Origin of the sequence: Deinococcus sp. KSM4-11 (assembly GCF_004801415.1) — a bacterium.
In the GTDB taxonomy this organism is placed as follows: domain Bacteria; phylum Deinococcota; class Deinococci; order Deinococcales; family Deinococcaceae; genus Deinococcus.
Map to the genome: position 1 here is coordinate 394,787 of NZ_SSNX01000001.1, position 22,328 is coordinate 417,114.

Consider the following 22,328-nt stretch of genomic DNA (forward strand, 5'->3'; position numbering starts at 1 on the left):
GCTGGGACGCTATGCTGCACGCTGACCATGACTGACCGCATTCCCCTCGTGTCCCTGGGCGATCTCGCCTGGGACGTGCTCGCCAAACCTGACACCATGCTGCTGCCCGGCGGGGACACGACCGGCCGCATGGAGCTGTCCGGTGGGGGAAGCGCCGCGAACCTGGCCGTCTGGGCCCAGCGGTGCGCGTTCCCGGCGACTTTCATCGGCAAGATCGGCAAAGACCGGTTCGGTGAACTGGCCACGGCGGAACTCCGGGCCGAAGGTGTGCAGGTCGCCCTGACCCTCACTGACGAGCACCCGACCGGCGTGATTCTCGCGCTGATCGACCGGCGCGGCCAGCGCGCCATGCTCACCGGGCAGGGGGCGGACTGGGAATTGCTGCCAGAGGAGTTGCCGCTGCCGGTGCTGCGTCAAGCACGGCATCTGCACCTGACCGCGTGGAGCCTGTTCCGGGATCCGCCGCGCGCGGCCGCCCTACAGGCGGCGGTCACCGCCAAGGACGCGGGCGCCACGCTGAGCCTCGATCCGGGCTCGTTCCAGATGATTCAGCAGATGGGCCGGGAAACTTTCCTGAGGATCGTGGATGCCGTTCCCTTCGACGTGATCTTCCCGAACGACGACGAGGCGCGGGCCATGAGCGGCGAACGTCACCCGGACGGCGCGCTCGCGTGGCTCCGCGACCGGTACCCGCACGCACTGGTGGTGCTCAAGATGGACGAGGACGGCGTGATGATCGAGGGGCCGACCTGCCCGCGCGTGCAGGTGCCCGCGACCCGTGATCCCCTGATCGACGCCACCGGGGCCGGTGACGCCTTCGGTGGCGCGTTCCTGGCGGGCTGGCTGCGGCACGGCGATCCCGAACGGGCGGCCCACCTGGCCGTGCAGGTCGGCGGCTGGGTGGTGTCGCGCTTCGGGGCACGCGCTCCGGCCGATGACGATCTGCGGGCGCGGCTGATCCTGGCCCAGGCCTTGCAGGAGAGCCCGTGACCCGCCTGGCCCGGCGCCGGACACCGTGGTGGGTGTGGGTGCTGCTGGCCATCGTCCTCCTGGTCGCCGCGGCTGTGGGGGGCGTGTATGTGTATGTACGCGGCCTGTTCGGCGCGGCAGGAGGCGCTCCGTACACGCTGGACGTGAAGCCGGGCGACTCGCTGCCCATGGTCGCCCGCACGCTGGAAACGAAGCACATCGTGAAGAATGCACGGGTGCTGCGCTACGTCATGGACAGGAACGGCACGGCCGGAAAACTCAAGGAGGGTCTGTACGATCTCACGGGCCGCATGACCGTGGATCAGGTCGCGGCTACACTCGCCGGCCCGGCCCGTCTGCCCACCGTGAACGTCACCATCCCTGAGGGACGACGGATCAAGGACATGCCCGCGATCTTCGCGAAGGCCGGCTTCGATGGCGCGGCCGTGCTGACCGTGTTGAAGGATGAGGCGCTGAGTCCCTACGCGAAGGGCAAGCAGCCCGATCTCGAGGGCTTCGTCTTCCCGGACACATATGCGCTCCGCCCGAAAGAAACCCCCAGGCAGATCGTGCAGACCATGCTGGAGCGCATGAACCAGGAGTTCACGCCCGCGAACGTCGCGCTGGCCAAGGCCCAGGGCCTGAGCGTGCGCGGCTGGGTGATCCTGGCCAGCATGGTGCAGGCTGAGGCGGCCAATTCCGCGGAGATGCCCGTCGTGGCCGGCATCTTCCTGAACCGCCTGAAAGAGGGCATCGCGCTGGGCAGCGATCCGACCGTAGCCTACGGCCTGGGCAAGGACCTGCCGGACCTCGACCGCAGCGCCGGGGATTTCAAGAAGGACACGCCCTACTCCACATACACCCGCCAGGGTCTTCCAGCCGGACCGATCAACTCGCCCGGGAATGCCGCCCTGCAGAGCGTGATCCACCCCATCCTCAAGATGACGGATGGCCGCGACGCGCTGTACTTCGTCCATGGCCTGGACGGCAAGATCCACGTGAACCACGATTACGCCGCGCACCTCCGGGACGTGGCGAGGTACCGCTGAGCGGCCCGATACACTGAGGTTCATGCCTCCTCAGGTCAACCTGCGGCGCCGCAACGCGTTGTGGCAACGTCTGCGGGCCCTCGATCCCGGCACGCCGGCCTTCGAGGAGGCCGTGGCTGCCCTGATCGCCCTGACCGGTTGGAACCGGGCCCGTGTTCTCGCCGCGCTGGGACTCAGCGAATCCGATGTCCCCGCCGGGCCGAAGCGCCCATGAATCGCGCGGCCCTTCGCAGATCGGGTGCCCAGAGGTGCCAGCCTGATCGGATGACCCGGTCAGAACAGCACCGACCATGACGGCAGGTCGCTCCCTGAATCCCCGATTCCGTCTGTAGAACGCGCCTCAACTCTGCGTCGGGAGGTCGACAGCCGCGGCCCTGATCACCCCTCGGTGGACGCGCCGGGTCTTGTCGTCCAGACGGGCTCAGGTTCAATTTGCTCCGCGGGGATCTTTCCCGCCTCCAGGCCCGTGGACTGCGTGGTCTGGAGCACGCGCACGCTCATGCCGGGCGCGCACTCGATCTGACAGGACAGCCGCGCCACGCCCAGCAGGTTCTTCTCGGTCAGCTTGTCGAATTCCGCGATGGTCATGGCGCCCGGTTCACCATCCAGAAACTCCACACGGCAGGTGGTGCAGCGGGCCTGTCCTCCGCAGCGGTGCAGGATGCCGGTGCCGGCAAGATCAAGCGCCAGCACCAGCCGCTGCCCTTCATGGGCCGCCACCGGGCCGGTTCCTTCCACCTGCACGATCAAGCCTTCATCCGTCGTCTGCGCCGTCATGCGTTCAGGATGCCACGCGGGGCATCGTCGGTTGCCCGGCTACAGCAGCAGGTCGGGCACGGGACTCTCGCCGTCTACCCATACGCGGCCCTTCATGCGGCGTTTTCCACGGATCAGGGCGGTATCGGCGCGGGACAGCACGGCCGTGCGGCGCAGCGGGGTGAGCTGCGGCACCGCCGGATCGTAGAACGCGAGCCCAGCCGTGGAATGGATGTGGTGCTCGACCTGATCCACGATGACGGGCCGGCGGGCCAGATGGGCGATCATCCCCTCGACCCGCAACTGCACCTCCTCGCGGGAAGCGCCGTCGACCAGCAGGGCAAATTCGTCACCGCCGAGGCGGCCCAGGATGTCGCCCGGTCGCAGGGCCGCGAGCAGCCGCGCACCGACCGCGAGCAGCACCTCGTCGCCGGTCGGGTGGCCGTAGGTGTCGTTGATCGCCTTGAAGCCGTCCAGGTCGAAGATGGCCACGCCCAGCTGCCGTCCACTCTGGGTGGTGGTCTGCGTCCGGTCGAGCACCTCGTCAAGCTGGGCGAGGAAGCTGCCCCGGTTGTGCAGGCCGGTCAGGGGATCCGTGGTCGCCTGCCGGTGCAGGGCGCGCATGGGCTTCACGGCGCGTTCCAGCAGCGGCCACGCGATCAGGCTGCCGAGGACGCAGGCCAGCAGGATAGTGGCCAGCCGGACACGATCCGTGCGTTGCAGTCCAGCGGTGAAATCATTGACGGGGGCGTAGACGCCGACCATCCACGTCACCCCCGGCGTGAGCTCCACGGGCTGCACGACAGAGGCGTACGCCTGACCATCCACGGTGTATTCACCCGTGCCAGGGGTCACGCGACCGGACGCCCCCAGCAGCTTCAGGAGGGCCGGGTCGGCGACCTCCCTCAGGGTGGGGAGGTGACCGCTCACCTTGACCGGCCACGAGCGGGACGTGGCCACGATGTGGCCCTCACCGTCGGTCACGAAGGCGCGGCCGTTGGCGCTGAACTGCACGCCCTGGAGCAGGGTGGCCAGGTGTCGCAGCTGGACATTCGCCCCCAGGACGAGAGGGTCGCCCGGCCTCCCGGTCAGGGCCCGGGCGACCGTCACGCCGGGTTGCCCGGTGGTGGCGAAGACATACGGAGCCGTCCACACGGTGGTGTCCGGATGGGCCACCGCAAGGGTGTACCACGGTCGCGTGCGCGGATCGTAGGCGTCGTCCTTCTCGCTCTGCGAGACGATGCGTCCCCGACTGTCGAGGATTGTGGTCGTCACGCGCCGCTGCGGCCTGGTCTCGATGCTGCGCAGGGAGCGGCCGGTTTCGCCCGCGCCATCCCGGCGGGCCGACGTGAAGCTTCCGTCGGCGCGTCCGATCAGCACGCTGTTCAACTGCGGGATGGCGTTGAGCATGGTCTGGAAGGTCACGCTCAGGCTGATCGGGTCGGTGGCGCTGAGCTGGCCTGCCCGGATCAGTTCGCCGTTGATCGAGACGATCTGCGTGGGCGGTTGCAGGTACGAGCGCACGTTGTCGGCCGTGACCCGCGCGAGGTGATCGAGGGTGACGGCTGCGGCCGACTGCACCACCCGCTCGGCATTCTGGCGGTCGTTCCAGACGATCACGGTGACTGTCAGGAGCTGGGTGACCAGCACCGCCAGCAGCATCATCAGCCGCGCCCGGATGGTGGCGCGAGAAGCCTGGGTAGGGGTCAGGGTGCCGGGGGGGGGCGTCGGCTTGGTCGCGCGGCTCATGGGGAAGGGGGATGACCTCAAGTCAGTCTACCTGCGGGACTCCCCCGAAAGATATCCACATCCTTACCGCACTCTCACCTGTCTATCAGGGAATGGGGGGGATCAGCGCCCAGTTGTGCACGTCCATCAGCCCATGCGGCGTCAACTTCAGGGCCGGAATGACCGTCAGGCCCAGGAAACTCAGCGTCGTGACAGGGTAGGGCAGGGTACAGCCCAACTGCCGCGCGGCGGCGGCGATCTCACCCAGCTGTCTGGCGGCGACGTGCGGGGCCGCGTCTGTCATGAGGCCAGCGAAGGGCAGGGGCAGGCTGGCCTTCACCACGCCGTCGGACACCAGCACCACGCCGCCCCCAAGCGCCTCCAGGGCCTGGCCCGCCGCGCGGATATCCTCGTCCGTGCCGCCCAGGAACGCCGCGTGATGCGCGTCATGCAGCACGCTGATGCCCAGGGTGCCCCGCCGCAGTCCACTGCCAGAGGTCCAGCAGCTCGCCCACTGCCCGCGCCCGTACCGGTCGGCGACCACCAGCTTCGCGTCCCCGCTGCCCGGCCGGCCCACGCCCGTCGTGATCTGATCGGCCCGCACCTCGATCACGGGCCACGTCTCCGGCACCGCGAAGGACGCCGCTGGCCAGTCCGGCCCTAGATTCACCCCGCCTCCGGGCAGACTGGGTGTCGCGCGTCCAGCCACCGCTGGTTGCCCTCCCACGAAGGTCTCCAGCACCTCGAATGTGTTCAGGTCGCGCAGCAGCACGAAATCCGCGTGGTGGCCCGGCGCGACCAGCCCATGCTCGTGCAGGCCCCAGTACTCGGCCGGATGACACGTCACCAGGGCCACCGCGTCCGCCGGATGCAGGCCACCCGCGACGCACAGGCGCAGCAGCCGATCCAGGTGCCCCAGTTCCAGCAGCTCGTCCACGCTCACGTCGTCACTGACCAGCATCGCGCGGCGCGGCCGGTCGCGCAGCACCGGCAGCAACGCCTCCAGATTGCGGGCCGCCGAGCCCTCCCTCACCATCAACCACAGGCCCGCGCGGAGACGTTCCCGGGCCTCTTCGGGGGTCGTCGCCTCGTGATCGGAGTGGAGCCCCGCCGCCGCGTAACCCATCAGGTCACGGCCCCGCACGCCCGAGGCATGGCCATCCAGCCGCAGGCCCGAGCGTCGCCCGGCTTCCAGGACGTCCCACACGCCCTGATCCCCGTTCAGCACGCCCGGATAATTCATCATCTCCGCCAGGCCTAGCACCCCCGGCACCCGCAGCATGCCAGCCACCTCGTCCGCGCCCACCCGCGCTCCACCCACCTCGAATTCGCTGGCCGGTACGCACGACGGAGCCGACGCCCACACCCGCAGCCCGGACGACGCGCCCGCCCGCAGCATCCATTCCAGGCCACCCGCGCCCAGCACGTTCACCACCTCATGGGGCTCCGCCACCACGCCCGTCGTGCCATGAGGCAAGACCGCCTGCGCGAACCCCGCCGGTGTCAGCAGGCTCGACTCGATATGCACATGTCCATCGATGAACCCGGGCGCCAGGAACGCCCCGCGCGCCTCGACCACCTGCGCTGCACTGAAGCCCGAGCCCAGCGCGGCCACCCGGCCGTCGGCCACCAGCACATCCGTCTCGAACACCTCACGTGTGGCGGGCTGCACCACCTGCGCGCCCCTCATCAGCAGGTCGCCGTCCTCCAGCCCGCGGGCCACGCGCACCAGCCGCCGGCGATCCTGACGTCCTCCGTTCTCCGCTCCCGACATGGCGCAGTCTAGGGTTCACATGCCCCCACGCAAAGGCCACCGCCTAGCGCTCGGCACGGCCCGAGGCACTCTTGAACCGGTCGAGGAGCGTGCCCCGCTCTGCCAGGGCCCGGCGGAACAGGGCCTCCTGAAACGCCCGCACGTCATTCACCCGCGTGCCCGCCTCGGTCGTGGGCTTCAGGGGCTTCGACAGGGGAGACAGCGTCCCAAAGCGGCGCGCGCGGAACATGCCCGGATGCTCCTCGAACACCACCGTCACGCCATCGGGCAGGGTGGCCAGATGCGCGGCAAACACCTGCTCCTGCGCCAGCTCCGCGTGCGCCGCACCAGAACCCAGTTCTGTCAGCAGCCGGTCGATCAGGGCAAACACACTCGCCGCGTACGCCTCCACATCCACCCGCGTGGGCAGGGAGCCCCGGTGAATCACCCGGTTGCGGAAGTCCGTGCCCAGCCCCTGGGGCGTCAGGAACTCCGGCTCGCGGCCCTCTCGCAACAGGTACGCCAGCGCGAACATGCCCAGCTGCCGCTCCGACTGGCTCGCCACGTGCCGCCAGGTGCCGTCCAGCGCCGCCAGTGCGGCACTGAAATCCGCGTCAGTATCCGCTGCCCGTTCCAGGGTGGCCGCCCGCACGTAGAACTCCAGAAAGCGCTCCAGGGCCGCCGCGAAACTCGCCACCGCTTCCCGCGCGTAACCGTCCATCAACGCCCGCGTGCCCAGGTCGAACAGTACCTCGAACTTCTGCTTGCGCAGGAATACGCAATACTGTGCTCCGCATCGGGCGCAGGTCACGTCGTGGACGCTGCTGTCCGCGAACTCCACCCGGTTCTCATGGGCACAGTTCGGGCATACAGTCGGGAAGTCCATGGGTGGAGTGTAGGGGCTACCTACTCCGGCACTGCCGGTTCAGTTCACGTTACGGGCCTGCACGGCCAGCGTCATCGGGTTGTCGGCCGGCGTGAACGTGGTCACGGATTTCACATTCCTCTTGCTCTGGAAAGTGAGGATGATCGTGTTGGTCACGGTGTCGAGCGCGAACGGCGTGATCGCTGCGCCAGACTGGTCGACCGACGAGAGGTAATCCGTGACCAGTGCCGGACTCATGCTGCTGAACGCGGCATCGGAGAACGACGCCTTGTAGGCATCGACGGTGAGGGGAGGACTGCTGGCGCTGCACACGCCTCCGCTCGCCTCGATACAGTTGTCGCGGTACTCGCGGACGACCACCACGTTGTTTGCCGCATTGTCTGCCCACGTGTCGGGCACCTTGCTCACGCTCGACCAGGTGGAACGCGGCTCGACCCGGTACACCAGCCGAAACCAGGTGCGCGTCACAGTGGACGGCGTGGTCGCCGTATTCACTTCCTCTTCCAGGGCCAGCACGGCCAGGCAGGGGGTGGTCGTGTCGCATTTACCGGCGTTCACCGCCGACGCGGCGTTCACTGTGAATCCCGTGAGCCGTACCTGACTGGCCGACCGAACCCGATCCCCGATGTAGCCGCTCAGGTCATTCAATTCTGCAATCTGCGTGGCCAGCGTGTTGGTTTTTGTCGTCAGTTGCAGGGTCTGGGTTTCCCAATTCGTGACCAGGATCAAAATGATCCCCAGAATGGCCATGGCCACGAGGATTTCCACCAACGTGAGTCCACTCTGCGACTTCACAGGGGCCGCTCCAGATCCACCTGGAACACCTGGGTCGGCTGCCCACTTCGGGAGCAGGTCAGCGTGAGTCGTTTGACCATTGCGATGGAGCCAGTTTCGGCTGGACTGGTGACCTGGGTGGCGAGCGCGGTCGCGCAGGTGTACCCATTCATTTTGGCGCTGTCCGGCAGGGTGGGCAACGTGCTGGCATCGAAATTCGTCTGCCCGGCCGTGGTGGTCTTGCCGGTCGTCGGATCGGTGGAGGGAGTGGGATCGTCCCACTTGGCGCGCACCTTCTCCAGATACGCTTTGCCGGCCACCGTCACGCCCTGGTCATCCCGACTCTGCCGGTTGACTTTCAGGACTCCGGGCAGGGAACTCAGGACAGCGATGGACAGCACCGCGAAAATCGCGATCGAGACGAGTACCTCGACCAGCGTGAGGCCCTGCACGCCATGTACAGTCACTGCACGATCACCTTGCCGAACAACCCGGTCACCCGCACGGATCTCACGATGGAACTGTCGCTGGCCCACTGCACGGTGAAAGTCTTGTCCGCCGCGCTGGTGGTGCCATATGGAGGCTTGAAGATGATCGAGTTCGCGCTGCCCCCGGCCAGACTGACGGTCACGTTCGTGGGCATGGGGAACGACGCCGTGGAGGCGGCGGTGCCGGTACAGACCGTGCCGCTGAAGGTGTTGACCGTGACGGACGTGGCCCCGGTCGAGGCGGCCAACTTGACTTCCTGGCAGACATTCAGGCGCTTTGAGCCAGAGCGCGTTTCGGTGATGGCCCTGGTGAACTCCTGCGCGCCCTGCCGCACCGCGCTACTTGCCCGCCACTTGGCGTAGTTGAACAGGGCCAGGGCCAGCAGAATGCTCAGGATGGCCAGCACGACCAGCACTTCGATGAGAGTGAACCCCTGCACAGCTACTGCTGTCTCCAGGTTCCGGCAAGGGTATCGAGTTCCTTGCTTCCAGCCGAGTTCAGGAACGCCGTTCGTAGGCCGACAGCGCTGTAGTTGACGGTCAGATTCCCGGTGATGTCCGTGCTCGTACTTGCGCTGCTTCCACGTACCGCCAGTGCGCCGTTGAGCGTGAAGTTGCCGTTGACAAACTTGATGGTGCTGCCACGGACGTAGATAAAGCCATTGAGAGTGGTGTTGCCGTTCAGGCTCGAATTGATGTCACCATCCACGATGAGAACACCGGTAAAATTACTGTTCTTGACGGCATTATCAAAGTTCGCTCCGTTGATCCGGACAATTCCACCGCTTGGAATCGGGTAGGAGCCGGAATAGAGAGGTACAAGATCATTCAGTTCCTGATCTGATAGCCCCAGCATCATCTGCGTGAAGTTGGCCGACGTCCCTGTGGGCGTGAGCAACGGGTCGTTCTGTCCACGGCAGGTGGTGGCCGTCGCGCAGTCGTTCGTGGTGACCCCATTGACTGTGCCCGTATAGGCATCAAGCTTGTTGGATTTGGGCGTGATCGTTCCCGCACTTCTGAGTGCCGCCACATCGCGCAGCACCTGGGTGCCCTCAGGAAGGGTTGAGGGTTTCCCGCTGTTCCACGTGATGGTTGCCACATTGGTACTGAGGTTCAGGGCGGTAATGGTGGCGCTGCCCCCAGCGATGCCGACCGTTTCGCCGACCAGATAATCTCTGGCGTCGGACAGCTTGATGTCCATGGACGTGGTGACCGAGGCGTAACTCGCGGCGACCGCGCTGATGAGCAGGTTGACATTGCTGTTTTTGGCCATGGTCTGGGCACTCGACGACGTTCCTGGCACACGGGTGATGTTCAGGACATTTCCGCTGATCCCCGTCACCTTGAAAGTGGACGTGCCCATCTGCACGTAATCGCCCACCCGTAGGCCACTGGCATCGGTGACCGTGACGGTGGTGGAGGCGACGTTGGCAGGAAGGCTTGCTGCCGTGGCGACGGTCGTCACGGGCCCGCCATTGGCTGTGTCTGCACTCACCGTTGCACTGCCGTTGGCACTGATGGCGGGAAGCGACGTGACCGCCGAACGGGGACGAAGGGCCGGTGGCAGGATGCGGTCATTGAGCAGGTAGTCCTGTGCAATGATTTTCACCGCGAGACCGGTTGAGCCTTTGGACGAGGCATTGAATGTGGAGCCGGTCAGGGCCGTCAGGGTGAGCGTGTTTCCGGTGACGGGCGAGTTATTTTGAATGTAGGTCTTGAAGCCGGTCAGCCAGGTCTGCATCTCTGTGGTTGACGATCCTGTATAGGGAACGGTGCGGACATATTCACCGGCCCGGCGGGGCAGGGTGTTGATTCCACTCTCAGCGACCAGCATGGCCTGGTAGGCCCGGCGTTCATTGGCACCACCTTGCCGTGTGCCGGTGGCGAGCGACGCAGCGGTGCTGACCACGATCAGCAGCACGATGCCAGTGAACAACAGGGTGAGCACCAGCGCGAACCCTTCAGTTCGATTCAATGGTGAATGCTCAGCTTCGTTGGCCATAGTCCGTCCAGCCTACTCCACAATGAGTGTCTGTGAAATTTCCCCCAACAGGGGGAGAGCAAACCTTAATTTTTCATCGGTAACAAAACGTAACTCAGCCCGCCCGAATGTGTCAGCCACAGTTTTTCGAAGGCTGCACGGGGATAAGTTCGTCGTACGCTGGCGTTGTCCAGCGCGGCTGGGTCGTTCAGGACTGGATTGCCCTGGGTGTCGAAGCCGTCCAGCACCATCAGGTGTCCGCTGCTGCTCTCGATGGGGGCGCCCGGCAGTTCACCTTTTTTCCAGCCCAGGCTGAGGGCCAGCGGGTGTCCGGCCGCCGTGAACGTCTCGGCCGCTGCGAGGCTGGGGAGCCGCGTCACGTAGGCCCGCAGGCCCAACGAGCCCGCGTACGCCGCATTGAAGGGCCAGTTGCCTGTGCCGTCGTACACACGGTCGAAGGTTCCCTTCGCCGCCTGTGGCACCGTCACGTTCACGCCGTACTTCGCGAGGATCATGGACACGCTGGTCGGGCTGCACCAGACCTCACCGCCATCCGGATAGATCATCTGCGAACGCTGGGGCACATCCACGATCTTGCCCCACGCGGCCCGGTTGCCCGGTTGTCCCAGCCCAGCCGTGTGTTTTGCGCGATCGGTGGTGTTGAAGGCCAGCAGCCGGACGGTTGTCCCGGCACCGCGCAGCGTGACCCGGTACTGGTACGTGGTCGCCCGGTGGCTTAGGCGCAGGGTATCGGTCAGCACCTGTCCGGCGGCGTCTTTCTGGCCGTCCACGCTGGCGCGGTCGCCACTGCTGCTCCACGTGCCGAAACTGAACCAGCGTGACCACGCGTTACCTCCCTGGGCGCGCACCTCCACACTGACACTGCCGCCAGGGGGCGTCATGGCGTTCCAGGAGGGAATCAGTTCGTCGAAGGCGGCAACGGTCAGGGGAGAAGACAGGAGGCTGCCACTGGCATTTCCAGACGTCAGGGCCAGGGAGTCCTGCTTCACCTGCACTCCCGTGAGCGTGGCTCCGGCCCAGTCGGCGCGCCGCTCGTGGAGGATGGTGGTGCCGTTCACGTAGGTCATGGTCAGGGCTCCTGCACGGCCCATCAGGGCCAGCGCCAGCAAGAGGGAACGGGGCAGGATTCGCATGGACACGAGCACTATGCCGTCTGCGTCCCTGCGGGGGATGAGGTTGGCCCGTTCACTGGCCCTGCAGGTAGAGCAGGGCCTCGGGCAGCGCTCCCTGCCACGTGACCCAGTTGTGACCGCTCGGGTACTCGCGGTACTGGTGCTCCAGCCCGGCATCTGCGAAGAGGGCGGCCATGCGGCGGTTCGGGCCGACCAGCCACTCCAGCGTGCCCGTGTCCAGACTGGTCTTCAGGTGGGTGGGCGGCGTGGCAGTCAGGCAGTCTAATAACCACTCGCCTGCTGTGGTCGTGTTGATCACGCCACTGGCATCCCGGGCGTCCGGCCGCGCGATGAAGGCCCCGCTGTGGCTCGCCACGTGTGAGAACAGTTCTGGGTGCGCGCTGCCCAGGTGCAGGCTGATCAGACCCCCCAGGCTCGCGCCCCACAGGCCCCGCTGCGACGGCGTCACGTGCACGCCCTCCACCCTGGGCAAGACCTCGCCGGTCAGGAAGTCCAGGTACCGGTCGTTCAGGTAGTACTCCTCGTTGCGGTCGCCGGGCTCCACGAAGACCAGCACCGCGCCGCTCACCAGTCCGCGTTCGACCGCGCGGTCCATTACCTCGGCCAGACGGCCCGTGCGGTAGAAGGCCACGCCGTCCTGCACGTAGTACACCGGGGTCGGCGCTGCCGGATCGTGCCCGTGGGGCGTATAGACGATGGCGCGGCGCGTGCCGGGAAACACCTCACCAGGCCAGCTGAGCCGGTGGGCCGTGCCTTTCTGCGCGGCGTCGTCCCCCAGCCACAGCGGATGCCGGGCATATGCACCCACGACAGCGGCGCGCGGATACGTCCACCACGGATTCAGCGACTTCTGGGGATTGTCAGGATCGGCGAACGCCTCGCCTGCCCCGTCCACCCAGGCGTATTCCACCCACGCGCCGCGGGGCAGGCTCAGCACGACCGGCTCGCCCCCCGCCACCGGAATCGGCTCGCGTTTGCGCCAGTCCGTCATGTCCCCGATCAGGCCCACTGCGCCTGCCGGGGGCGAGAACGTCACGTGCTGTCCACTGACTGAAACGGCCATGCCCGGAAGTCTAGGGCAGGCGTTCGGGATCCAGTCTCAGGAAGGGCCTCTGGACGCTGGCGACGGCGCGGCGGCCATCCACAACCGGCACTCGTGGCTTCCGGCTGCTGTGCCCGTCCTTCAGGTCGTGCCCTCTCGGTGTGGGAAATTCGCCAGTCCGTACCCCCGGTATTCCTCGCGCAGTTCACGTTTCAGAAACTTGCCGGTCGCACCGATCGGGATGTGATCGGTCAGCACCGTGGCGTCCGGCAACCACCATTTGGCGAATTTCGGCGCGATGAAGGTCATGAGTTCCTCGTGCGTCACCGAGTGGCCGGGCCGGGGTACCACGACGGCCAGCGGACGCTCGTCCCACTTGGGATCGTCCATGGCGATCACGGCGCACTGCGCCACGGCCGGGTGCGCCATGATGGCGTTCTCCAGATCCACCGAGCCGATCCATTCGCCCCCGCTCTTGATCAGATCCTTGCTGCGGTCCTGAATGTGCATGTAGCCGCGTTCGTCCAGCGTGGCGATGTCGCCCGTATCGAACCAGTCCTTGTCGTCCATCCGGAAGAAGTTCGCCTGGCCCTCGCCCTTGAAGTACGCGCTGGCCACCCACGGGCCACGGGTGATCAGGCGGCCCATGGTCTTGCCGTCGTGAGGGAGTTTCTGGCCGTCGTCGTTGATAAGTTCCAGTTCGATGAGGGGGACGGTGCGGCCCTGCTTGGCCCGCAGCGCGTAGCCCTGGTCGCTGGTCGGATCGACGCCCGCCGGAATGGAACTGGTCGTGCCCAGCGGGTGCGTTTCGGTCATGCCCCAGGCGTGCAGCAGGCGCAGGCCATGCCGGTCCTCGAAGGCGCGGATCAACGCTTCGGGCGCGGCGCTGCCGCCCACGATCAGGCTGGTCAGGGCATGCAGGTCGTAGGGCGTGCCGGCAGCCTTCGCACGGTCGAGTTCACCCAGCAGGCCCATCCAGATGGTCGGCACGCCCGCCGTGATGGTGACCCGCTCGTCCTGCAGCAGGCCGGCGAGGCTGGGGCCGTCGCTGAACACCCCGGCGTAGACCTGCTGCGCGCCGTACATGGCGCAGGTGTACGGCAGGCCCCACGCGTTCACGTGGAACATCGGCACGATCGGCAGCACGGTGTCGGCCTCGCCCACGTTCAGGCAGTCCTTGGGGGCGCTCGCCAGCGAGTGCAGCACTGTCGAGCGGTGCGAGTACACCACGCCCTTGGGGTTGCCGGTCGTGCCGCTGGTGTAGCACATGGCCGCCGCCTCGTCCTCGCGCAGGTTCACAGGGACGTTCAGTGGAGCGCTGCCCTCCACGAAGGCGTCGTAGTCGAGCACGTCCGGGATGGGCTGGGGCGTAGGACCGAGCACGATGATGTGCTCCAGGTGCGGGCAGGCGGCCCTGAGCGCCGGGATCATCGCGGCGAACACGTTCTCGATGATCAGCACGCGATCCTCGGCGTGGTTCAGGATCCACGCGACCTGCTCGGGGTGCAGGCGGATGTTCACGGTGTGCAGCACCAGTCCGGCGCTGGGAATGCCCAGGTACGCTTCCAGGTGCCGGAAGGAATTCACCGCCAGCGTCGCCACGCGGTCACCCCGATTCAGGCCCAGGCCCAGCAGGCCGCCGCCGAGCTTCAGGGCGCGGTTCGCCACCTCACCGTAGGTCGTGCGGTGCTTTCGGGGGATGGGATTGCCCTTCTCGTCGCGCCCGGCGACCAGCAGGCTCACAATCTCCCGGTGTCGGTACAGCGTGCGGGCACGTTCCAGAATGAACGGCACCGTGAGTTGGACATCCATCATGCTGCCCTGCATTCCTACGTGCTGCATACCGTGACCTCCGGAGCGGCAGAAGCGAACAAGCGGCCCTCAGCCGGGCCGACCGTGCGGTTCATGTCAGTACGGCGAGTATACGTGGCGCGCCGCTTTTTGGACTCAAGCCAAGATTCGGGGGCGAGGCCCATACGGATGGAAGGTGAGGCTCAGCTCTTGACCGGTACCGGAGGTTTCGCCTGCGCGCCGTCCCGCCGGGCCTCGGCGGGGCAGGCACCCGCACCCCGGCCCCGCCCTCGCGGTCGTCACGGTCGTCCTTCCGGGGCAGGCCCGAATTCTGCCGCCGGTCTGCCAGGCGGAACAGCCAGCGGTTCACGCTACGGAACATGCCCCAGCGTGCGCGCTCGACCGGTCGGCTTCAATTCGGACTGGGCACGTTCTCACGCCCGATGCGCCGAAAACCGCTGGCCGTCACTCCCCGCCGTCCACGTCCGGCGGTGCTCTCTGTGCTTCCAGGCGCTCGAGGTACAGCTCCAGGATCTGCACGGCAGCCGCCTCGTCGAGGTCGGTCGCGCCGAGGTCACGGGCGCGGCGCGTGGTGAAGCGCTCGTCCTGATACTCGACCGCGTACCCCTGCTCGACCAGAATCCGCCCGAAGGCGCGCGCCCGGTCGGCGGCCGGACTCGGCGCGCCGTCGGTGCGCAGGGGCAGCCCCAGCAGCAGCATTCCAGCCCCGGTCTCCTTCACCTTAAGCCGGATGGCTTTCAGGTCGAGGGGCAGGCGCCGCCGATCCACGCTGCCGCGCCCGAAGGCCAGCTGGCCCGCACTGACCGCAAAGCCGATCCGGGACTTGCTGACGTCCAGCGCCAGGATGGGAGCGGCCAGAGGCGTCGTCACGCGCGGAGTGTAGCAATGTGCAGGCGGTACGCTTGAGGACATGACCCAAGTGCCCGTCCTGCTGGTGGAGACCGTGAACGGTGTCCGCACCCTGACCCTGAACCGCCCGGATCGCCTGAACGCCGCGAACGACGATCTGCTCTACGCCCTGACGGTTGCCCTGCGCGCCGCGAACGCGGAGGATGCCGTGCGCGTGGTCGTCGTGACCGGCAGTGGTCGGGGCTTCTGCGCCGGGCAGGATCTGGGCGGCGTGTCCGGCCGCAACATGGGCTTCACCGAGCACCTGCAGGCCACCTACAACCCGCTGATACGCACCATCCGCACGCTGGACAGACCCGTGATCATGGCCGTGAACGGGGTGGCGGCGGGGGCGGGCGCGAGTCTCGCGCTCTCGGGCGACATCCGCCTGTGGGCCCAGAGCGCGCGCCTGATCGAGGTGTTCTCGAACATCGCGCTGGTGCCGGATTCGGGCAGCACGTGGTTCCTGCCGCGCCTGGTCGGGTACAACCGCGCCTTCGAACTGATGGCCCTGGCCGACACGGTCACGGCCGCCGAGGGCCAGCGGCTGGGCCTGTGCGAGCAGGTCTACCCGGACGAGACCTTCGCGGCCGACGTGCAGGCGTATGCCGAGCGTCTCGCCGCGCGCCCCGCGAACGCCCTGAAACTCACCAAGCAGGCGCTCAGCGCGGCCCTGACCAGCAGCCTGGACGACGCGCTCGATCAGGAAGCCGCCCTGCAACAGCTGGCCGGTGACCACTGGGAGCACGCCGAAGGTGTGACGGCCTTCAAGGAGAAACGCGCCCCGGATTTTCGCAAACAGGGCTAAGCTCCCCTCCATAACACGAGCCGCCCAGCACGATCTGTGCGGGCGGCTCTGTGCTGGCGGAGGTCTATTTTTCCAGGGGGTCGTTGTGGCCCTTCATCGCGTCGGCCTGCTCCACCGTATTTTCACGGCGCTGCGGGTCGCGTCCCGCCTCGTTCCCCATGCTGGCGGTGTCCTTGCCGGGCACGACCTTCTCGTCGCTGTGCTGCACGGTCGGGTCGGGCGTCGTGGGCGGTTCGGTACGGGTCATGGTGGTGCCCTCCAGGGGTGTGGACGGAGCGGATGGCGTCAGCGCAGGGGCAGGCCCCGTGCCCACGTCGGACTCCGGTGGGTCACCGAGCTCCTGGATGAGCCGCTCACGGGCGCGGATCTCTTCCTCGACACGGGCGATGTCGTCACGGACGCCCTGCAACACGCTGACCTCGGCCCCAGCGTGGAAGGAGCGGCCCAGCCGGGCGTACAGGCTATCGAGTTCCCGTCCCAGTTGAAAGACCTCGACGCGCAGGCGGGCCACATGTGCGACCTCCTCACCCCGGCGCTGTACCCGTTCCGCGCCGCGTCTAACCGTGTTCAGGATGCTGTCCAGCATGCATTCAGTGTGCGGCCCGATTCTTGGCTCCGGGTGAGCGGGCGTTTAGGGATTGCCTGTACCGCCGTTCGGGCCGGGAATCGGAGTGCCCAGCCGAAACGCCAGGAATCTCCGCTACCACCTGCGAGAACTTTCCTCCAACCTGGGCGGCGCTACAGTGGCGTCACCATGAATGCTGCCGAGACCCGCGCGCTTCTGCTCGCCCTGAACGCCGCCCTGGCCCGAGGCCAGGGCGCGGCCATCGCCACGGTGGTCGGGGTGCACGGCAGCGCGTACCGCCGCGAGGGCACCCGCATGCTGGTGCTGGATGACGGCGCGCAGGTGTGCATGCTGTCCGGCGGCTGCCTGGAGGCCGAGGTGGTTGAGGTGGCCCTGGACGTCATCCGGACGGGGGTGCCGACAGTCACGCACTACGACCTGTCGGAGGATGCCACCTGGGGCCTGGGCATCGGCTGCGGTGGAAGTGTGGACGTGCGCGTGGAACGCGTGAACGTGGACGATCCTGCGACGGCGGCGTGGCTCGCCGCGCTGGATGGGGGAGAGCTGGCCGCGCTGGCCGTGCCGCTGGACGGCAGCGGTCAGCTGTTCCTCACCCCGGACGGCCCGCCGACTGGCGACCTGCCCGCAGGCCTGCGGGCCTTTGCGCAGCAGGCCGCTCTGGAACGGCTTTCACAGCGTGAACCCCGCGCGGTCACGCTGCGCGCCCCGGACGGGACACCCGTGTTCATCGACGTGAGTACGCCCCCGCCGCAGCTCGTGCTCTATGGCGCCGGGCACGACGCCATCCCGCTCGCCACCCAGGCACATGCCCTGGGCTACGACGTGCACGTGATCGACCCGAGGGACGCCTACCTGACGCCGGGCCGCTTTCCGGGCGCGACCTTACACGACCTCTCGCCCGAGGATCTCGGCGCGTTCCAGCCCTCCGGGCGGGCGCACCTCGTGATCATGAACCACCACCTGGATCGCGACCGGGTGTGCCTCGCGCACGCCCTGCGCTCCGGCGCGGCGTATGTGGGCGTGCTCGGGCCACGCAGCCGCGCCGAGGATCTGCTGCGCGACCTGGAAGCCGAGGGCGAGACCTTCACGCCCCAGGAACTCGGCCGCCTGCGCTCGCCGATCGGCCTGCGCCTGGGCGCGGAAGCGCCCGAGGAGGTCGCCATGAGCATCCTGGCGGAACTGATGGCGTGGCGGCGCGGCTACGACGGCTCCTTCCTGAGTGGGCACGCGGGTCGCATCCACGACGCCCAGACGCATGCCGAGGCGCCCACGCCCCTGACGACGGTGCGCGACGTGGCCACGTCCTCCGTTCAGTAGCCAGCGGTTGGCATCACGTCCGTTGGTGACGCAGGGTGGTCACCGAGCCGGCCGCGTTGCCCGCCACCTGTGCCTTCCAGTCTGGGTGGACGGCGCCTTACTGGCCGCGCCCGCTCCCTGGCTGGGACGGCCCGTGCTGAATTCAGCCGGCCGTCAGCGCCCCCGGCTATGGTGGGCGCATGACTGTCCGCTTGGTGCTGCGCTGCCTGCTGGCCGGAGCCGCGCTGCTGGGAGGGAGTGCCGGGGCGCATCCACCGCCCCCGCCGCTCCCGGTGGCCCCGGTGCCCGTGGGATTCGCGCAGGCCCAGCGGGTGCTGCTGGCCGCCCGGAACGTGGTGGCGGCGCTGTCGGTCAGTCGGGTCGTCAGGGCTGACCGGGCCCTGCGTGTCGTCCTGCTGTCTGTGGACGGACAGGTCGTGACGCGCGTGGCCCTGCGGCCGGACGGCACGCTGGCGCCCATGCCGGATCGTCCCCAGAAGCTCGGCCCGGCCAGCGAGGCCCTGACGGCGGCCGAACGGACTGATCTGAACGCGCAGGTTGCGGCCCTGACGGTCTCGGGAGCGGTGCAGGCCACCCGGGGGGAGTACCGCGTGCCGCTGCTGTCCGGCGGGGTGGTCGTGGCGATGCTGCGTCTGGATCGCGTGAACCTGCGCCCGCTGGCAGACCCGGTGCCCCCGCGCCCGCCGGGGCCGGGCGGCGGGTAGAATCCCCGCATGCTGCAAGGCGTCCTTTCCCGCCTGGACGAGTCCGGGAACCCCCTCCCCCGCTTCACGGCCCCCCGCTGTCTGCTGGAACGCCAGGCGGTGGGCGGCTGCGACGCCTGCCACAGCGCCTGCCCGCACGAGGCGGTGGCGTTCGGCATGCTCGGGTCATCCATCTTGATCGATCCGGATCGCTGCACCGGCTGCGGCCTGTGCGTGCAGGCCTGTCCGACCGGCGCGCTCGAATACGGCCTGGACGCGCCCCTGCAGAGTGTGCATGACCAGCGCAGCGCGGGCGAGGAGGGAGCCAGCCTGACGTGTGCCCGCAGCGGAGCGGGCGGCCCGAACGTGCCCTGCCTGGGCCGCGTGACCCCGGCACTGGTGGCGGCCAGTGGGGCGTGGGACACGCCGCTAGAACTCATCCACGGCGAATGCGGAACCTGCCCAGTGGGCTCGCCGGACGTGCCCGCACGGCTGACTGAGGTGGTCGCTCAGGCCCAGGCGCTGCGCGTTCCCACGGGGCAGCCCGCGCGGGTCACGGTACGGCCCGCCACCCCTGGAGACGCCGAGCGGGCCGTGCGCCTCACCCGGCGGGGCGCGTTCACGGCCCTGTTGCGGGCCGGGAAGCAGGGGCTGGCCCAGGCCATTCCCGAATCGCCGCTGCCCTTCCTGGACTGGAGCGTGCCGGAAGAGCGCCTGCCACAGGAATGGAAATGGCGTCGTCTGGCCCTGAAACCCGTTCCGGCCGAGGGGGCGGCGGTGCCCTGGCCCGCGCCCCTGGTGGACGAGACGTGCATCGACTGCCCAGTGTGCAGCAACGTCTGTCCAACCGAGGCGATCACCCGCGACCTGAGGCCGGACGGCGGCGTGAACCTGATCCTGAATTTGTCGGCCTGTACGGGCTGTATGGGCTGCCTGCGCTCCTGCCCGCCGCAGGCCATGCACGAGCAGCGCGAGTGGCTACCTGCCGCCTTCCGCGCCCCGATCCTGTTGCGTGAGAGCGACACGATAATGTGACCCGCTTTCTGTTCCTCCGCCCGACGACCACCGAAACAGGCTGGCGACGTGCGGCGCGCCCCCGCGCGCTCGGTGTCGTAATCGGACTGGGGGTGCTCGCCGCAGCACAGGTGCCCAGTCCGGCCACCCTCACGCTGCACCGTGACCCGGCCAACGCCGACCTGGCCCCGAGTGCCGGTGTCCGCACAGCCCTGTGCGGTCTGCCCAGGGGCACGCGCACCGGGCTGCTGGTGGTCGATCTCACGGATGGACAGGTGCTGGAGGATCTCGCGCCGGACACGCCACTCATTCCGGCCAGCGTCACGAAGCTGGTCACGGCCGCGAGCGTCCTGACGGATCGGGGCGGCGCGGCGGGCTGGTGGAGCACGGACCTGACCGTCCCGGCCGTGCAGGTCGGGCGTGCGCAGGTGACCACCCTGACGCTGCGCGGAAGTGGCGATCCCACGCTGGAGGCCACCCGCGGTGCCTACAGCCTGCGGGCGCTGGCGGTTCAGGCGTACGGACGCGGCCTGCGCGACGTGGATCACGTGCGGATCGCCGATCAGACCCTGGGCCAGCAGACCTGGGCGGGCGAGCCCATCGGGGCGCCCATGACTTCCCTGCGGCTGGCGGGCTGGCACGACCGCCCCCCAGCCACGGCAGCCCAGGCCCGCGAGCGGCTGGGCGCGGCGCTGATCGTGGAACTCCGCCAGGCCGGAATCCGTGTCGCCTCCGATCGTGTGGAATCCGCCCCCACGCCCCGGCCGTACGCCCCGCCTATCCGGAAGGACGCTCAAGGCCACGTGCTGCCCCCGGCTGTTCTGGTACCCGTCGCCCAGCGGCCCGAGCAGGGCGTGGCGAGCGTGCGGTCGGCGTCGCCCACGGTCGTGCTGGCTGCCACCCTGAGGGCCAGCGATAACCTGCGCGCCGAGGAGCTGCTGGCCACCCTGGCACGCCGCTTCGCCGCCCCCGGACGGCGGGAGGACGCCCTGTCCCGCGAACGGGCCGTGCTGCGCCGCCTGCACGTCGACCTGAGCGGCGTGATCCTGAACGACGGCAGCGGCCTCGACCGCCGGAATCGCCTGACTCCGCGCGCGCTGGTGGAGGTGCTCCGCGCGCTGTACGACGTGCCATATCCCACGCCCGGCGCAGCGGGTCTGCCCCCGGCCCTGTACCGGGCGCGGCACAATTCCTTCGCGGAACTGCTGCCGCAGGCGGGCACGGGCGAGAGCGTGCCCCTACATGATGGACGTGGCGGCACGATGGCGCTGCGCCTGCGCGGCAGTGGCCTGGACGTCCGGGCCAAGACGGGCACGCTGCCCGGCGTGAGTGCCCTGGCCGGGTACGTCACCGCCCGCAGCGGGCACGTCCTGGCCTTCGCGGTGATCATGAACGGCCCGGAGACGACGCCCATCCTGACCCTACGGGCCGTGCAGGACGATCTCGTGGCCGCGCTGGCCCGGACGCACTGATTCCCGTGTTTGCCCGCGTCAGGCCCTACACTGTGGCGGTGACGAGTGAACCAGTAGCGGGGCAGGCGGTGGTCGTGGCGACCAGCAACCCCGGCAAGATCCGTGAAATCGAGGAAGCCCTGTCTGGCCTGAACTGGACGCTCCAGGCCCTGGGTGCCGTTCCCCTGCCGCCCGAAACGGGCGCCACCTACGAGGACAACGCCGCTCTGAAGGCCTGCGCGGCGGCCATCGCCACCCACCTGCCCGCCCTGGCCGACGACAGCGGCCTGGAAGTCGCGGCCCTGGGCGGCGAACCCGGCGTGTACTCCGCCCGCTACGGCAACGTGGGCAGCGACCTGGAGCGCAACGTGCTGCTCCTCGACCGCCTGAAGAAGAAGACGGATCGCCGGGCGACATTCGTGTCCGTGGTCATCTTGGCCTACCCGGACGGACACCTGGAAACGTACCGGGGCGAGCTGCACGGCACCCTGCTCGAAGGGCCGCGTGGCGAGAACGGCTTCGGATACGACCCGCTCTTCGTGCCGGACGGCGAGACCCGGACGCTGGCCGAGATGACCGTGGCCGAGAAGCGCGCCATCAGCCACCGGGGGCTGGCCCTGGCCGCCCTGATGGACGCACACCGCCACGGGCCGCCCACCCGGCAGACCATTTCCGTCGAGTAGGCGGATCTGGGGGCGTCGATCTCAGGCCGACGGCGTCGTGGTGCCCCGGGCGTGTTCCTGTACGTCGTTCTTCAGGCGCCGGAGGATCGCGCCCATGCCCCTCAGGCGCATCGGCGTGATCAGTTCGGTCAGGCCCATGTTCAGGTAGAAGTCGTCCGGGACGTTCAGGATCGTCTCGGGACTGGCGCCGTCGAGCGCCTCGTGCAGAATACCGGCGTACCCACGGACGGTGGGCGCTTCCTCCGGCACCTTGAAGTGCAGCTTCACGCCGCTGCCCTCGGGCTCCGTGACCAGGAAGAAGGGACTGGTGCACTCCGGCACCGGCTGCAGGAACTCCGGGTGCTCCACGTACTTCTCCGGCAGGGCCGGGAGTTTCTTGGCGTACTCCAGCAGGGCCTGGAGCCGCAGCGGCTTCGGCGCCGACTTGAACAGGGTTACGATGGACTGAAGTTTTTCGGGCAGAGCCGGCGCGTCGGTCATGCTGCCACTGTACGCGCCGCGATCCC

Annotated in this window: 23 protein-coding genes; 9 read left to right on the forward strand and 14 right to left on the reverse strand. The window is 68.3% G+C overall.

The genetic code is table 11. The annotated features are described in order from the left end of the window. The first annotated feature begins 27 nt into the window (after positions 1 to 27). From E7T09_RS02000 to E7T09_RS02010, 3 genes are read left to right on the forward strand one after another with little or no spacing between them, the layout of a single operon-like run. A complete protein-coding gene (locus E7T09_RS02000; protein ID WP_136387459.1) occupies positions 28 to 990 on the forward strand; it encodes a carbohydrate kinase family protein in 963 nt (320 codons plus the stop codon). After that, on the forward strand, positions 987 to 2,018 hold the full coding sequence (gene mltG, locus E7T09_RS02005) for an endolytic transglycosylase MltG (protein WP_136387460.1): 1,032 nt from the start codon (positions 987 to 989) through the stop codon (positions 2,016 to 2,018). The genes E7T09_RS02000 and mltG overlap by 4 nt, the downstream gene beginning before the upstream one ends. Positions 2,019 to 2,040: 22 nt before the next feature. Beyond that, positions 2,041 to 2,232 carry a hypothetical protein gene (locus E7T09_RS02010; protein WP_136387461.1) on the forward strand — a complete coding sequence of 64 codons (192 nt, stop codon included), beginning with the start codon at positions 2,041 to 2,043 and terminating at the stop codon, positions 2,230 to 2,232. A gap of 164 nt (positions 2,233 to 2,396) precedes the next feature. On the opposite strand, the gene E7T09_RS02015 is transcribed toward E7T09_RS02010, so the two are convergent. The 12 genes from E7T09_RS02015 to E7T09_RS02070 form a co-directional block, all read right to left on the reverse strand. Then, on the reverse strand, positions 2,397 to 2,795 hold the full coding sequence (locus E7T09_RS02015; RefSeq protein ID WP_136387462.1) for a 2Fe-2S iron-sulfur cluster-binding protein: 399 nt from the start codon (positions 2,793 to 2,795) through the stop codon (positions 2,397 to 2,399). Positions 2,796 to 2,834: 39 nt separating this feature from the next. Further along, positions 2,835 to 4,523: a sensor domain-containing diguanylate cyclase gene (locus E7T09_RS02020; RefSeq protein WP_136387463.1), complete on the reverse strand. Its 1,689-nt coding sequence runs from the start codon at positions 4,521 to 4,523 to the stop codon at positions 2,835 to 2,837. An 85-nt stretch (positions 4,524 to 4,608) separates the two neighbouring features. Then, complete coding sequence (locus tag E7T09_RS02025) at positions 4,609 to 6,276, reverse strand: adenine deaminase (protein WP_136387464.1); 1,668 nt, start codon at positions 6,274 to 6,276, stop codon at positions 4,609 to 4,611. 43 nt (positions 6,277 to 6,319) lie between these two features. Next, complete coding sequence (locus tag E7T09_RS02030) at positions 6,320 to 7,141, reverse strand: hypothetical protein (protein ID WP_136387465.1); 822 nt, start codon at positions 7,139 to 7,141, stop codon at positions 6,320 to 6,322. Positions 7,142 to 7,180: 39 nt separating this feature from the next. Next, positions 7,181 to 7,936 carry a prepilin-type N-terminal cleavage/methylation domain-containing protein gene (locus tag E7T09_RS02035; protein ID WP_168734657.1) on the reverse strand — a complete coding sequence of 252 codons (756 nt, stop codon included), beginning with the start codon at positions 7,934 to 7,936 and terminating at the stop codon, positions 7,181 to 7,183. After that, positions 7,933 to 8,382, reverse strand: a complete 450-nt coding sequence (locus tag E7T09_RS02040) for a type II secretion system protein J (RefSeq protein ID WP_168734658.1) — start codon at positions 8,380 to 8,382, stop codon at positions 7,933 to 7,935. Before E7T09_RS02040 ends, E7T09_RS02035 begins: the two co-directional genes overlap by 4 nt. Continuing rightward, the gene (locus E7T09_RS02045) at positions 8,379 to 8,843 is read right to left on the reverse strand and encodes a Tfp pilus assembly protein FimT/FimU (protein WP_136387467.1); all 465 of its coding nucleotides are present in this window, start codon (positions 8,841 to 8,843) and stop codon (positions 8,379 to 8,381) included. Before E7T09_RS02045 ends, E7T09_RS02040 begins: the two co-directional genes overlap by 4 nt. Positions 8,844 to 8,845: 2 nt before the next feature. After that, a complete protein-coding gene (locus tag E7T09_RS02050; protein ID WP_136387468.1) occupies positions 8,846 to 10,405 on the reverse strand; it encodes a pilus assembly PilX N-terminal domain-containing protein in 1,560 nt (519 codons plus the stop codon). 65 nt (positions 10,406 to 10,470) lie between these two features. After that, positions 10,471 to 11,538, reverse strand: a complete 1,068-nt coding sequence (locus E7T09_RS02055; RefSeq protein ID WP_136387469.1) for a peptidase C39 family protein — start codon at positions 11,536 to 11,538, stop codon at positions 10,471 to 10,473. A gap of 52 nt (positions 11,539 to 11,590) precedes the next feature. Beyond that, complete coding sequence (locus E7T09_RS02060) at positions 11,591 to 12,601, reverse strand: esterase family protein (RefSeq protein ID WP_136387470.1); 1,011 nt, start codon at positions 12,599 to 12,601, stop codon at positions 11,591 to 11,593. 120 nt (positions 12,602 to 12,721) lie between these two features. After that, entirely contained in the window at positions 12,722 to 14,407 is a 1,686-nt protein-coding gene (locus tag E7T09_RS02065; protein ID WP_136388434.1) for a long-chain fatty acid--CoA ligase, read from the reverse strand. Between the two features lie 429 nt (positions 14,408 to 14,836). Next, positions 14,837 to 15,262 (reverse strand): RuvX/YqgF family protein, encoded by a 426-nt coding sequence (locus E7T09_RS02070; protein ID WP_240741569.1) that lies wholly within the window; start codon positions 15,260 to 15,262, stop codon positions 14,837 to 14,839. 40 nt (positions 15,263 to 15,302) lie between these two features. On the opposite strand from E7T09_RS02070, the gene E7T09_RS02075 reads away from it, so the two are divergent. Next, on the forward strand, positions 15,303 to 16,088 hold the full coding sequence (locus E7T09_RS02075; protein WP_136387472.1) for an enoyl-CoA hydratase-related protein: 786 nt from the start codon (positions 15,303 to 15,305) through the stop codon (positions 16,086 to 16,088). A gap of 64 nt (positions 16,089 to 16,152) precedes the next feature. Here E7T09_RS02075 and E7T09_RS02080 read toward each other — a convergent pair whose 3' ends face one another. Further along, complete coding sequence (locus tag E7T09_RS02080; RefSeq protein WP_136387473.1) at positions 16,153 to 16,674, reverse strand: hypothetical protein; 522 nt, start codon at positions 16,672 to 16,674, stop codon at positions 16,153 to 16,155. A gap of 168 nt (positions 16,675 to 16,842) precedes the next feature. Between E7T09_RS02080 and E7T09_RS02085 the strand changes: the two genes are divergently transcribed. The 5 genes from E7T09_RS02085 (at position 16,843) to rdgB (ending at position 21,822) form a co-directional block, all read left to right on the forward strand. Beyond that, positions 16,843 to 17,991, forward strand: coding sequence for an XdhC family protein (locus E7T09_RS02085; RefSeq protein ID WP_136387474.1), 1,149 nt, complete (start codon positions 16,843 to 16,845; stop codon positions 17,989 to 17,991). Between the two features lie 179 nt (positions 17,992 to 18,170). Further along, a complete protein-coding gene (locus E7T09_RS02090) occupies positions 18,171 to 18,695 on the forward strand; it encodes a hypothetical protein (protein WP_136387475.1) in 525 nt (174 codons plus the stop codon). Between the two features lie 9 nt (positions 18,696 to 18,704). Continuing rightward, positions 18,705 to 19,709: a 4Fe-4S binding protein gene (locus E7T09_RS02095; RefSeq protein ID WP_136387476.1), complete on the forward strand. Its 1,005-nt coding sequence runs from the start codon at positions 18,705 to 18,707 to the stop codon at positions 19,707 to 19,709. Continuing rightward, a complete protein-coding gene (locus E7T09_RS02100) occupies positions 19,706 to 21,160 on the forward strand; it encodes a D-alanyl-D-alanine carboxypeptidase (RefSeq protein ID WP_240741570.1) in 1,455 nt (484 codons plus the stop codon). Before E7T09_RS02095 ends, E7T09_RS02100 begins: the two co-directional genes overlap by 4 nt. Before the next feature lie 38 nt (positions 21,161 to 21,198). Continuing rightward, positions 21,199 to 21,822: an RdgB/HAM1 family non-canonical purine NTP pyrophosphatase gene (gene rdgB, locus E7T09_RS02105; protein WP_240741571.1), complete on the forward strand. Its 624-nt coding sequence runs from the start codon at positions 21,199 to 21,201 to the stop codon at positions 21,820 to 21,822. A gap of 21 nt (positions 21,823 to 21,843) precedes the next feature. On the opposite strand, the gene E7T09_RS02110 is transcribed toward rdgB, so the two are convergent. Further along, a complete protein-coding gene (locus E7T09_RS02110; RefSeq protein ID WP_136387477.1) occupies positions 21,844 to 22,302 on the reverse strand; it encodes a SufE family protein in 459 nt (152 codons plus the stop codon). Between the last annotated feature and the right edge of the window lie 26 nt (positions 22,303 to 22,328).